The following is a 12,362-nucleotide window of genomic DNA, read 5'->3' on the forward strand; positions in this document are numbered from 1 at the left end:
CACGGAAGGGACACCGATGAGCACCTCAGCCACGGTCTCGGTCGAGGACGCCGTCCAGCGACTGCGACCCCTGATCCAGGGCGACGGAGCCGACCTCCGGCTGGTGCGGATCGACGACGCCGTCGGCGTCGTCGAGATCGCACTCGAACTCGACGACGCCGGATGCGGCGACTGCGTGCTGCCCCCGGCGCGACTGCGGGACGTGCTCGCGATGCGCCTGCTCGACCTGGGGGTGGCATCCCACCGGCTGGTGGTGCGCGACCCGCGGACCGGGAGCGGACCGGAGCATGAGCGGGTCATCGTGCTCGACCCCACGGCGACCGTCGGAGGCGCCGCGCCGACCGCGCTGCCCGACGTGGGCCCGCTGGAGGGCAAGACGGTGTGCCTCCGGGTCGACGTCCTCTGGACGTCCTGGGACGTCGCCTCCGAGCAGTGGAAGAGCATGTTCGAGGCTGCGGGCGCGAACGTGCGGGTCTTCCGCCGAACGCAGGGCCTGGCGGGCGGCGACGGCGACACGGCCGATCGCGAGTGGGACGACATCCTCACCGGAGCCGACGCGGCCGTGGTGGGGCTCGGCAACTGCGGATCGTGCACGTCGTGGACCGTCAAGGACGCGGTGCGCGCCTCCCACGCGGGTGTCCCGACCGCGGCCGTGGTCACCGAGCACTTCGCCGCCCTCGGCGCCACGCTGGCCAGGAGCTACGGGGAGCCGGGGCTGCGGCTGCAGGTCCTGCCGTTCCCCTTGCAGACACGGCCCGACGACGAGGTCCGCGACATCGCCGTGCGGACCTTCCCGGCCCTGCTCGATCTCCTGGGGGCCCGGGCATGAGCGCGGAGGCACGGCCCGCTGCGCCGCCCTCGGGGTTCCAGAGCGCGATGCGCGAGGTGAGCGCGGACCCGGTCGCCTTCCAGGACTACGCGACCGTCGCGGGCTGGGGCGACGGCCTGCCGCTGGTGCCGCCGACGCCCGATCGTGTCGCGCGATTCCTGCGGACCGCGCACGCCGACCCCGACCAGGTGGTCGTCGACGGCGTCCCCCCGCTGGGAGCACCCTGCACGATGGAGAAGCTGGCGATCAACGCCATCATGGCGGGCGCGCCGGCGGACTCGATGCCGCTTCTCGTGGCGGCGATGCGGGCCATGGACGCCCCCGACTTCGAGCTGCACTCGCTCAACGCCACCACCGGGTCGGTGGTGCCGCTGCTCCTGGTCAACGGCCCGGTCCGCGCCCAGCTCGACCTGCCCCACGGCGCCGGCTGCCTCGGCGGCGTCGCGGGCTCCGCACCCGCGATCGGCCGAGCCCTGCGCCTGGTCATGCGCAACGTCGGCGGGCAGAAGGTCGGGGTCACCTCACAGAGCACCTTCGGCCAGCCGGGACGGGTCGCCGGCATCGTCTTCGGGGAATGGGAGGAGCGTTCGCCGTGGGCACCGCTGGCCGAACGTCGCGGACACACGGGGAGCGCGGTGACGGCCTACGGCGCCATGGGCACGCTCAACGTGTGCGATGTGCTCGCCCAGACCGGCGAGGAACTCGTGTCCATCATCGGGCGGTCGATGGCGGTTCCGGGAGCGAACGGCTTCCTCTCCGGCACCGCGTTCTCCGAGGTGCTCGTGCTCATCAACCCGACGTGGGCGGAGGTGATCGGGCGCGACCATCCCGACATCGCCGATCTTCAGCGCCGGCTCTGGGAGCTCGCCAGCCTTCCGCTCTCGGACTGGCCGAGGCGCTATCACGAGCCCATCGAGCAGCGCGGGCGGGTCAGGAACGGCCGCGTCCACCTTGTCCAGGACCCGGATCAGGTGCTGATCGCGGTCGCCGGCGGCGAGGGGGCGCTGCACGCCACGGTGATCCACAGCTGGGGGGCGACGCTCACGACAACGCGTCCGGTCGTCACTCCCTCGTCGGTAGAATCGCCAGGATGAGGGCTGCCGACCTGGGCGATTCCGAGCTTTCGAGCCTCTCGCCGATCGCCGATTCCGACTCGCTCACGAGCGTGGTCGAGGGGCGTCTGCGACGGGCGATCCTGTCCGGAGAGCTCGAGGCCGGCGCCCGGCTGAGCGTGCCCGAACTGGCGAGGCGGCTGGGGGTCAGCCGCAGCCCCGTGCGTGACGCGATCTACGCCCTCGAGCGTTCCGGTCTGGCCGAACTGCGTCCCAGGCTCGGAGCCGTGGTGCTCCGCGGCGGGCGCGCGGATCTCGGCGATCTCTTCGAGCTCCGCGAGGCGCTCGAGGGGATGGCCGCGCGGCTGGCCGCCGAGCGCATGGCGCCCGACGACCGCCGGCGCCTCCGCGAGGTCATGGCGCACCATGAACGCGCCGTCCACGAGAGCGATCTCCAACGGCACCTGGAGCTCGACGCCGAGTTCCACCGGCTCGTCAACGAGAGCGTCGGCAACGCCCGCCTGTCGGCGAGCCTGCGCGACGTCCATGATCAGATCATGGTCGTGGTCCGTGCCGCCGCCGCCGAGCCGGGAGGCATGGGGCCGGGGGTGCTGCACGACCACAACGCGATCGCGGACGCCGTCTGCCGTTCGGAGCCCGACGAAGCCGAACGCGAGGCGCGCCGGCATGTCAGGGCCGTGCTGCGGTTCGTCCTCGACGTCGGCTTCGCGGCGAGCGAGGGAGCGACGGCCGACCAGCGGGGCTGAACCGGCCCGTCCGATCGCGGCACGATGCCCGATCGCGCCCCCCTGCCGCCGGTCGCCGTCGTCGTCGCCGTCGGCTCACGCTTCGCCGTCCGGGGAGGTCCGGTAGCGTCGGCTTCGGGACATCGCCGGCGGCATCGTCCTCGACGCGGCCGGCGAACAGGATGCCCGTCTCCTCGAACGTCTGGCGTACGGCGGCGACGATCAGTGCCGCGGCCGGCCGGGGGCCGCGCTCGTAGTGGTCATTTCTGCTGGACGATGCCGGCGGAGAGGAGCCGGTCCACCTCCTCGGCGGGGAACCCCCAAGCGAGCAGGACGGAGCGCGAATCCGCGCCCGGGAGCGGGGGCGGACCGCTGATCCGGCCCGGTGTGCGGCTGAAGCGGGGAGCCGGGGCCGGCTGCGTCACATCGAACGCGCGGGGATAGGTGCCGCGGGCGGCGTTGTGCGGGTGGCCGGGCGCCTCGGTGATGCCGAGCACCGGAGTGACGCAGGCGTCGGTGCCGTCGAAGACCTCGGTCCATTCGGCACGGGTGCGGCCGCGGAAGATGTCGGCGAACAGGGTCTTGAGGCGCGGCCAGTTGGCGGGGTCGTCGCGGTCGGGCAGGTCGTCGGCGCGCAGTCCCAGCCGCGCCACCATGATCGCGTAGAACCGGGGTTCGAGCGGGGCCACCGCCATGTAGCGGCCGTCGCTGGTCTCGTAGGTGTCGTAGTAGGGCGCTCCGCCGTCGCAGAAGTTGGTGCCCGGCCTGTCCGCCCACCGGCCCTGTGCCAGCATCGAGTGGACCAGGGTGGTCAGCGACGCCACGCCGTCGACCATGGCCGCGTCGATCACCTGACCCCGGCCGGTCGCGCGGCTGTTCAGCAGGCCGCACACGAGGCCGAAGGCCAGCATCAGGCCGCCCCCGCCGAAGTCGGCGATGAAACCGGGCGGGGTCGCCGGAGGCGATCCCGGGCGCTGGAGGAGGGTCAGGGCGCCGGTCAGCGCCTGGTAGTTGAGGTCGTGCCCCGCCATCTGCGCCATCGGCCCGTTCTGGCCCCAGCCGGTCATCCGCCCGTACACCAGCATGGGGTTGTGCTTCAGGCACACATCCGGTCCGAAGCCCAGCCGCTCGGCCACCCCGGGCCGGAAGCCCTCGATGAGCACGTTGGCCCGCTCGACCAGGCGCATGAGGGCGTCCAGGCCCTCGGTCTGCTTGAGGTCGATCGTGATCGAGCGGCGGCCGCGGCTGAGGGCGTACTTCTCGGGCTTGACGGAGCGGGTGCCGGGGCGGTCCACCCTGATGACCTCGGCGCCGAGGTCGGACAGGAGCATCGCCGTGTACGGGGCCGCGCCCAGGCCGGCCATCTCCACGACACGGACTCCTGCCAGTGGTCCTTCGGACGCCGTGCCAGGGCGGTCGGCGGTTGTCTCGTCCACGTGCTCCTCCTGTGAGTTCGGCGATGACCTGCTTGCCCGGCGGTTCACCGGTCTCCCGGTGCGGCCTCGGCTGAGCCCGTCCCGCCGAGCAGGCGCGGCCCGCGCAGCATCGCGATCAGCGCGGGGCCGCACAGGACGACCACGAGAGACCAGGAGAAGGCGTCGTGGAAGGCGGCGGCGTACACCTCGGCGATGGCCTGCCGGAAGGGCTCGGGCAGTGCCGAGACGGTCTCGGGCGCGCCGATCAGGTCTCCGGCTCCCGCCCGGTCCGGAGCCCCGATCCCCGCCTCCGCCAGCCGCCCCGGCAGCAGGTCGGTGACGCGCGCCGTCACGATGGCGCCGACCAGGGCGACGCCGGTGGCCGCCCCGAACGAGCGGGCGAAGGTGATCAGCGAGGTGGTGATCCCGAGATCGGAGGCCGCGGCGTGCGTCTGGGCGACCATCATGAGGATCTGCACGGTCGACCCCAGCCCGAGGCCGATGAGGATCATCGCGGCGGGGAGGGCGGCCGTGGCGCCGGCGCCGCGGATCGACGCGAGCAGCAGCGCGCCGGCGAGGATCAGCGACGTGCCGGCCAGCGCGAACGGCTTCCAGACGCCGAAGCGGGACAGGGGGGCGCCGACCAGCGGCGTGGTCACGATCTGGCTGAGCAGCAGCGGCAGCATCAGCGTTCCGGAGCGGGCGGGCGTGACGCCCTGCGCGATCTGCATGTACTGCGGCAGCAGGAAGAGGGCCACGTACATCACCCCGCTGGTGACCATGCTCGCCGCCGCGCAGATCAGGAACGGGCGGCTGCGGAGCAGCCGCGGGGGGAGGACCGGGTCGGCCGCGGTCCTTTCGGCCCGTACCAGGAGGGCGGCGAAGAGGACGGCCGCCGCCGCCAGCGCGGCCGTCCCCGGCGATGACCAGGGGATCGTCCGGCCGCAGAAGGTGACGATCAGCAGCATGCAGACCGTCGTGCCGACCAGGCAGACCATCCCGGCGAAGTCCACCGAGCGCCCGGTGCCGCGCCCCTCCGGCGGAAGTCCCCGCAGGACGAGTGCGCAGACCAGGACGGCCAGCGGGACGGCGCCGAGGAAGCACAGGCGCCATCCGGACGGGCCCAGCCCGACCAGGTGGCCGCCGATGAGCGGTCCGGACACGGCCGCCGTGCCGTAGCCCATGACGACGTAGCCGATGTACCTTCCCCGTTCGCGCGGCGTGGTCAGGTCGCCGAGCAGGACCTGGGTCATCACCAGCAGGCCGCCGATCCCGATGCCCTGGACCGCCAGTCCGGCGATGAGCTGGACCGTCGTCGTGGCGCTTCCGGCGATCGCGGCGCCGGTGACGTAGAGCAGCGCGGTCGCGAGGAAGACCCGGCGGCGGCCCAGGACGTCGGCCAGCTTGCCCATGATGGGGCCGGCGATCGTGGCGGCCAGCAATGTCGTCGAGGCGATCCAGGAGACATGGGACTGGCCGCCGCCGAGGTCGCCGGCGACGGTCGGCAGCGCCGTCGCGATGACGGTGGTGGACAGGGTGGCGACGAACTGGCCGGACGCCAGGCCGGTGATCGTTGTCAGCGGTGGACGCGCGCCCCCGCCGCTCGCTGCCGCGCTCGTGACCTCGCTCCGTTCCGGCGCCGTGCCCGGGAACACGTGCACCCGGTGGCCGGCGCCCATGGCGATATCAGTAAATATGTCAGATAATTATGCCACTCCCCGATGGGCTTCGACGCCGGGGTGCCCCGGCGTGTGCGTCCCTTGGGAGAGATTAAGTTAAACTATATAACTATTGACCTGGGGTGGCGGCCGAGCCCGGCGGCGCCGCCCGGCGCAGCGCGTACGACGGAAGAGAGCCGATCATGACAGAGGTCGCCCGCACGCACCCTCTCCTGGAGGATGCGCGCCTACCCGAGGTGCTGACGGCCGTGACCGCCGGGGAGCACGCCCCCCGCGGTTCCGGCCCGATGCTCGACGTCGAGGATCCGGCCACCGAGAGCACGGTCGCGAGATTCGAGGAGACGACGGCCGACGGCGTCGCCGGGGCCGTCGAGAACGCCCAGGCCGCGTGGCGGGGCTGGGCGCGGCTCGACCCCGTCGAACGGGGCCGCCTCCTCAACCGGGTGGCGCGGGCCCTGCGCGAGAACGCCGACCGGCTCGCCCGGCTGGAGTCGCTGGACTCGGGCAAGCCGCTGTCCCAGGCCCGCACCGACATCGCCGGAAGCGCACGCTACTTCGAGTACTACGCCGGCCTGGCCGACAAGATCCACGGGGAGACGATCCCGCAGCCCAGGGGGACGTTCACCTACACCGTGCGCGAGCCGTACGGCGTCGTGGCCCACATCACCCCCTGGAACGCCCCGCTGACCCAGATGATGCGCGGAGTCGCCCCGTGCCTGGCGGCGGGCAACACCGTCGTCGTCAAGCCCTCCGAGCTGACGCCCCTGACGTCGGTGCTGGCCGCGCGCCTGATGGTGGAGGCGGGGCTGCCCCCGGGCGTCTGCAACGTCGTGCTCGGCGCCGGGGACACGACCGGGGCGGCCCTCACCCGGCATCCCCTCGTGCGGCACATCACCTTCACCGGTTCCGTCGCCGCCGGGCGCCGCGTCGGGGCGGTGGCGGCCGAGCGGATCATCGACGTCAACCTCGAACTGGGCGGGAAGTCGCCCACCATCGTGTGCGCCGACGCGGACCTCGGCGCGGCCGCGAAGGCCGGCGCGCTGGCGGTGATCCGCAACTCCGGCCAGTCGTGCTTCGCGACGACCCGGCTGCTGGTGGACCGCCGGGTGCACGGGGACTTCGTCGAGCGGCTCGCCGGGCACGTCGCGGGCCTGTCGGTCGGCCACGGCCTGGACGATCCCGACCTCGGACCGCTGATCTCGGCGCAACAGCGCTCCCGCGTGCTCGACCACATCGACCGCGCCGTGCGCGACGGCGCCGAGGCGGTGGTCGGCGGCGGCGCGGCCGAGGGCGCCGAGCGCGGCTACTTCGTCTCGCCGACCCTGCTCAGCGGGGTCACCAACGACATGGCCGTCGCCAGGGAGGAGATCTTCGGACCGGTCCAGTCGGTCATCGCCTTCGACTCCCTGGAGGAGGCGGTCGAGATCGCCAACGACACCGAGTACGGGCTCTCCGCCGGCGTGTTCACCGCGCACGTCGGGACGGCGCACCGGATCGCGGCCGAGCTCCAGGCGGGCCAGGTGCAGGTGAACCGCTACTCCGGCGCGGGCGTCGAGGTGCCCTTCGGCGGCTACAAGAGCAGCGGCCTGGGGCGGGAGAAGGGCACCGAGGCGATCACCCACTACACCCAGCTCAAGAGCGTCATCGTCGCCACCTCATGAGCGTCACTAGGGAAGGATCGGACATGGCAGGCACACCGGTTCTCGGATTCATCGGCCTCGGCGTGATGGGCTCGCGGATGTGCGCGAACCTCGTCCGCCGCTCGGGGGCGACCGTGGTCGTCTTCGATCCGGTCGAGGACGCCGTCGACGCGGCGGTGGCCCTGGGCGCGCGGCGCTGCGCGGGCATCGGCGAACTGGCCCGGGACGCCGACATCGTCTTCCTGTCGCTGCCGAGCATCGCCGAGGTCGAGTCCGTCTGCGAGGAGCTGTCGGCCGCGGCGGGACGTCCCCGGATCGTCGTCGACATGAGCACCAGCGATGTGCAGCGCACCCGGGAGCTGGCGGCGCGCCTGGAGAAGTCGGGCGTCGCTCTCGTGGACGCGCCGGTCGCGCGGCTCCGCCAGGCGGCCGAGGACGGCACGCTCCTCATCACCGTGGGCGCCACCGAGGCGCGGTTCGCCGAACTGGAGCCGTTCCTGTCCTGCATGGGCAGCGACATCGTGCACGCGGGCGGCACCGGCAACGGCCAGGTGATGAAGATCCTCAACAACATGGTGCTGTTCCTCAACATGAACGCGCTCGCCGAGGCGCTCACCATCGGCCGGGCCGCCGGGGTGGACGGCGCCCTGCTGTTCCGGACCCTGGCCCTGGGGTCGGCCGACAGCTTCGCGCTGCGCCGGACGGCGACCGCGACGATGATCCCCGACGAGTTCCCCGAGCGCGCCTTCCCGACGAACTACGCGATCAAGGACCTGGCCCTGGCCCTGCAACTGGCGCACGACCAGGGGATCGAGCTGCCCGCGGCGGGCCAGACCATGGCCCTGCTCGAACGCACCCGCGACGCCGGCTACGGAGAGAACTACTACCCCTCGATGATCAAGCTGGTGGACGGCCGTGGCTGAGCGCCCCGGACGACCGGGCCCGGACCTTCCGGACTGGGACGTGTGGGCGCTGCGCCTCGGTTCGGTGGACCGTCCCGCACGCGACAACTTCCTGATGCCCTGCGCCCGCTCCGGCGCGATGCGCCTGGACTTCACGATGTGGGTCGCGCGCGCGGGGGACCGGGTCGTCGTCGTCGACACCGGCTTCAGCGAACGCGCCGGAGAGAAGCGCGGCCGGCGGCTCGACCTCCGCCCTGCCGAGGCGGTCCGGCGGCTCGGGATCGAGCCCGGCCGGGTCAGCGAGGTCGTCCTCACGCACCTGCACTTCGACCACGCGGGCAACCTCGGGGACTTCCCGCAGGCCCAGGTCTCGGTCCAGGCGGGCGAGCTGGAGTACACCACCGGCAAGGCCATGACGCATCCGGCCCTCAACCACTTCTTCGAGGCCGATGACGTCGTGGAGGTCGTCCGCCGCGTGCACGACGGCGGGGTGCGGGTGGTCGAGGGCGATCTCGAACTGGCCCCGGGCCTGGAGCTCTGCCTCATCGGCGGCCACACCAAGGGCCTCCAGGTCGTCCGCGTGCACACCGCCCGGGGGTGGGTCGTCCTCGCCTCGGACGCGCTGCACTACTACGCCAACTTCCACGAGCGGAACCCGTTCCCCGCGATCCTCGACCTGGGGCAGATGCTCGACGGGTACGACCGGATCGGACGCCTCGCGGCGAGCCAGGACCACATCGTCCCAGGCCACGATCCCGCGGTGTTCGACCGCTACGCCGATTCCCATGACGATCTGCCCGACGGGACGGTGGCCTTGCACCGCGCTCCCCGGCGGGCTCCCGCTCCCTGACGAAAGCTGGTTCTCCATGGATTTCTCCCTGCCGCCCGAGGTGGACGAGTTCCGCCGCTCGGTGGAGGCGTTCTCGCTGGAACGGCTCGCCCCCCAGGCCCGTGAGCGGGCGCACTCCGCCGACTACCCGTGGGACGTGGCGCGGGCGATGGCCGCCCAGGGCCTGCTCGGCCTGACCATCCCCGAGGACAAGGGCGGCCAGGGCGCCGGCCTGCTCGCGGCGGTGACTGCCATCCAGGCCGTGGCCAAGGGATGCCCGCGCAGCGCCGACGTCGTCCAGGCGGGCAACTTCGGCCCGATCCGGACCTTCGCCGAGTACGCCACGCCCGCCCAGTGTGAGCGCTACCTGCCCGGGCTCCTGGCGGGGGAGACCCTCATAGGGCTCGGCATGACCGAGCCGGAGGCCGGGTCGGCCGTCACCGACCTGACCACGAGCGCGGTGCCGAAGGGCGACGGCTACCTGGTGAACGGCACCAAGATCTTTTCGACGCACAGCGCCGAGGCGACCGTCTTCCTGGTGTACGTGCGGTTCGGCCCCGGCGTGGGCGGCATCGGCTCGGTGCTCGTGGACCGCGACAGCGAGGGGCTCACCATCGGAGAGCCCTCGACGTTCATGAACGGCGAGCGCTGGTGCCAGCTCTACTTCGACGACTGCTACGTGCCGGCCGATCAGGTGCTGCTGGGCGAGGGCGGTTTCAAGAGGCAGATCAGCGGCTTCAACGTCGAGCGGCTCGGGAACGCGTCCCGCTCCATCGCCCTGGGACGCTACGCGTTCGACCAGGCCACCGGGCATCTCACCACGCGCCACCAGTTCGGCCGCCCACTGGCGGAGTTCCAGGGGCTGCAGTGGATGTTCGCCGAGGCAGCGGTGAAGCTGGAGTCGGCCCAGATGCTCCTGCACAGGGCGGCCGTGGCGGGTGACCGGGACGGCATCCCCTCGGCGTTCGACACGGCCGTCGCCAAGTTCGCGGCCAACCAGGCCGGATACGGCGCCGCCGACGTCGCGATGCAGGCCATGGGCGCCACCGGGTTCAGCACCGAGTCCCTGGTCGAGTACTGCTTCCGCCGCACGCGGGGATGGATGATCGCCGGGGGCTCGACCGAGGTCCTCAAGAACCGCATCGCCGAGCACGTTTTCGGCCGCCGCTTCAGCCAGCGGGGCGCCGCCTCATGACGCGACTGTACGACGCACTGCTCAGCCCTTCCTCCGTGGCGATCGTGGGCGCGTCGGACACTCCCGGCAAGACCACGGCCCGGCCGCTGGAATACCTGCGCAGGCACGGGTGGAAGGGCGAGCTGTTCCCGGTCAATCCCGCGCGCGAGACCGTGCTCGGCGAACGGGCCTGGCCCTCGCTCGGCGCGCTTCCGGTGGTGCCCGACCACGTTTTCATCCTCACCGGGCCCGACCTCGCGGTCGAGGCGGTGCGCGAGTGCGCCGATCTCGGCGTGACGGTGGCCACGGTCATGGCCGACGACTTCCTGGACGACGGCGGGCGCGGCGCCGCCCGGCGCGCCGAACTGCTGGAGATCGTCAGAGCGTCCGGTCTCCGGCTGCTCGGACCCAGCAGCCTGGGCGTCACCGCTCCCGGGGACGGCCTCGCCCTCACCGCGAACGCCGCCTTCGCCGAGGCGGAACCCGGTGACGGCGGCGTGTTCGTCGCCTCGCAATCCGGCAGCGCCATGGGCGCCCTGCTCTCGCGCGGCATGGAGATGGGCGTGGGCTTCCGCGGCATGGTCTCTACCGGGAACGAACTCGACCTGACGCTCGGCGAGATCTGCCTCGCCTCGGTCGACGACCCGCGGATCGAGAGTTACGCCCTCTTCCTGGAGAACATCACGGGCGCCGACGACCTGCGCGCCTTCGCGCGGGCCGCCGCGGAACGGGGCAAGCCGGTCCTGGCCTACAAGCTCGGCCGGACCGACGCGGGCGCCCGCCTGGCCGTCTCGCACACCGGTGCCCTGGCCGGGGACGACGCCGTCGCCGACGCGCTGCTCAAGGATCTGGGGATCGCCAGGGTGCGCACCTTCGAGGCACTGCTCGAAGGGCAGAACCTGGCACGCGGCCTGCCGCTCCGGCCTGCCGGGGCCGCGCGGCCCCGGGTGTGCGTGCTGTCCACCACCGGCGGCGGGGGTGCGATGGCCGTCGACTGCCTTGCCGCCGCCGGGGCCGACCTGCCGGGGCCGTCGCCGGAGACCATCGGGCGGCTCGCCGAGGCCGGGATCGCCGCGGGCCATGGCGCCCTGATCGACCTCACGCTCGCCGGCACCCGCTACGACGTGATGAAGAGCGCGCTCGACGTGGTCCTGGCGGCACCGGAGTTCGACGCCGTCGTGGCCGTGCCCGGCAGTTCCGCACGGTTCCACCCCGAACTGGCGGTCAAGCCGATCGTCGACTGCGCGGCGAACGGCAAGCCTCTCGCGGCGTTCGTGATGCCCGCGGCGCCCGAGGCGTTGCGCCTGCTGAGGAGCAGCGGGGTGGCGGCCTTCCGGACGGCGGAGGCCTGCGCCGACGCCCTGTTCGCGGTCTTCGGCCGCCGGAAGCCCGCCGCGGGAGACCGGCCGGGTCCCAGGCCGCCGTCCGCGGACTCGGAGATCCTGGACGAGGCCGAGTCGTACGAGGTGCTGGGCGGAGCCGGTCTCTCCTGTGCCCCGCACGCCGTGGTGACGGCCGGTGAGCTTCCTCCCGGCCTTCCGGTGCCGGGCCCGGTGGCAGTCAAGATCCTTTCAGCGGAGGTGCCGCACAAGTCCGATGCGGGCGGCGTCGTTCTCGGCGTCACCGACGGCGACGGCCTGCGGGCGGCCGCGGACCGCATCGCGCGGTCGGTCACGGAGCGGCTCCCCGCCGTGAAGCCCGAACGCTTCCTGGTGCAGACGATGGCGCGGGGGCTCGGCGAGGCGCTGGTCGGCTTCCGGCACGACCCCGACGCCGGCCCGGTCGTGGTCCTGGCCGCGGGAGGGGTGCTGGCGGAGCTCTACCAGGACCGCAGCGTCAGGCCCGCCCCGGTCGATCCGGGCACGGCCCGCGAGATGATCGGCGAGGTCATCGCCTTCCGGGCGCTCGCCGGCTATCGAGGCGCACCCGTGGGCGATCTGGACGCCCTGGCCCGCGCCGTCGCCGCGGTGTCCCGGCTCGCCGACGCCGACGGCGCGGCGATCCTCGAAGCCGAAGTGAACCCGCTGCTCGTGCTCCCCGAGGGCCAGGGCGTCGTCGCGGTGGACGCGCTCGTACGCCGCGAGAGAGAGGTCTGA

The 12,362-nt window shown here is 72.8% G+C and carries 10 protein-coding genes; 8 read left to right on the plus strand and 2 right to left on the minus strand.

Annotated features, from left to right (window positions below):
• Positions 1 to 16 precede the first annotated feature (16 nt).
• Genes ACFPZN_RS19765 through ACFPZN_RS19775 form a run of 3 tightly spaced genes read left to right on the plus strand, consistent with a single transcriptional unit; the run spans position 17 to position 2,648 of the window.
• Positions 17 to 829 (plus strand): UGSC family (seleno)protein, encoded by an 813-nt coding sequence (locus ACFPZN_RS19765; protein WP_378283497.1) that lies wholly within the window; start codon positions 17 to 19, stop codon positions 827 to 829.
• Positions 826 to 1,923, plus strand: a complete 1,098-nt coding sequence (locus ACFPZN_RS19770; protein ID WP_378283498.1) for a hypothetical protein — start codon at positions 826 to 828, stop codon at positions 1,921 to 1,923. Before ACFPZN_RS19765 ends, ACFPZN_RS19770 begins: the two co-directional genes overlap by 4 nt.
• Positions 1,920 to 2,648, plus strand: a complete 729-nt coding sequence (locus ACFPZN_RS19775) for a GntR family transcriptional regulator (protein ID WP_378283499.1) — start codon at positions 1,920 to 1,922, stop codon at positions 2,646 to 2,648. Before ACFPZN_RS19770 ends, ACFPZN_RS19775 begins: the two co-directional genes overlap by 4 nt.
• Positions 2,649 to 2,887: 239 nt before the next feature.
• Here ACFPZN_RS19775 and ACFPZN_RS19780 read toward each other — a convergent pair whose 3' ends face one another.
• Both ACFPZN_RS19780 and ACFPZN_RS19785 read right to left on the minus strand, forming a co-directional pair.
• The gene (locus tag ACFPZN_RS19780; protein WP_378283500.1) at positions 2,888 to 4,063 is read right to left on the minus strand and encodes a CaiB/BaiF CoA transferase family protein; all 1,176 of its coding nucleotides are present in this window, start codon (positions 4,061 to 4,063) and stop codon (positions 2,888 to 2,890) included.
• Positions 4,064 to 4,107: 44 nt separating this feature from the next.
• On the minus strand, positions 4,108 to 5,721 hold the full coding sequence (locus ACFPZN_RS19785; protein WP_378283501.1) for an MFS transporter: 1,614 nt from the start codon (positions 5,719 to 5,721) through the stop codon (positions 4,108 to 4,110).
• A gap of 182 nt (positions 5,722 to 5,903) precedes the next feature.
• Between ACFPZN_RS19785 and ACFPZN_RS19790 the strand changes: the two genes are divergently transcribed.
• The 5 genes from ACFPZN_RS19790 to ACFPZN_RS19810 are packed head-to-tail and all read left to right on the plus strand — an operon-like array spanning position 5,904 to position 12,362.
• A complete protein-coding gene (locus ACFPZN_RS19790) occupies positions 5,904 to 7,382 on the plus strand; it encodes an aldehyde dehydrogenase family protein (protein ID WP_378283502.1) in 1,479 nt (492 codons plus the stop codon).
• Positions 7,379 to 8,284 carry an NAD(P)-dependent oxidoreductase gene (locus ACFPZN_RS19795; protein ID WP_378283503.1) on the plus strand — a complete coding sequence of 302 codons (906 nt, stop codon included), beginning with the start codon at positions 7,379 to 7,381 and terminating at the stop codon, positions 8,282 to 8,284. The genes ACFPZN_RS19790 and ACFPZN_RS19795 overlap by 4 nt, the downstream gene beginning before the upstream one ends.
• Positions 8,277 to 9,113, plus strand: coding sequence for an N-acyl homoserine lactonase family protein (locus ACFPZN_RS19800; RefSeq protein ID WP_378283505.1), 837 nt, complete (start codon positions 8,277 to 8,279; stop codon positions 9,111 to 9,113). Before ACFPZN_RS19795 ends, ACFPZN_RS19800 begins: the two co-directional genes overlap by 8 nt.
• A 16-nt stretch (positions 9,114 to 9,129) precedes the next feature.
• The gene (locus tag ACFPZN_RS19805) at positions 9,130 to 10,287 is read left to right on the plus strand and encodes an acyl-CoA dehydrogenase family protein (protein WP_378283506.1); all 1,158 of its coding nucleotides are present in this window, start codon (positions 9,130 to 9,132) and stop codon (positions 10,285 to 10,287) included.
• The gene (locus ACFPZN_RS19810) at positions 10,284 to 12,362 is read left to right on the plus strand and encodes an acetate--CoA ligase family protein (RefSeq protein ID WP_378283507.1); all 2,079 of its coding nucleotides are present in this window, start codon (positions 10,284 to 10,286) and stop codon (positions 12,360 to 12,362) included. The genes ACFPZN_RS19805 and ACFPZN_RS19810 overlap by 4 nt, the downstream gene beginning before the upstream one ends.

Source organism: Actinomadura rugatobispora, assembly GCF_042656285.1.
Classification (GTDB): Bacteria; Actinomycetota; Actinomycetes; order Streptosporangiales; family Streptosporangiaceae; genus Spirillospora; species Spirillospora rugatobispora.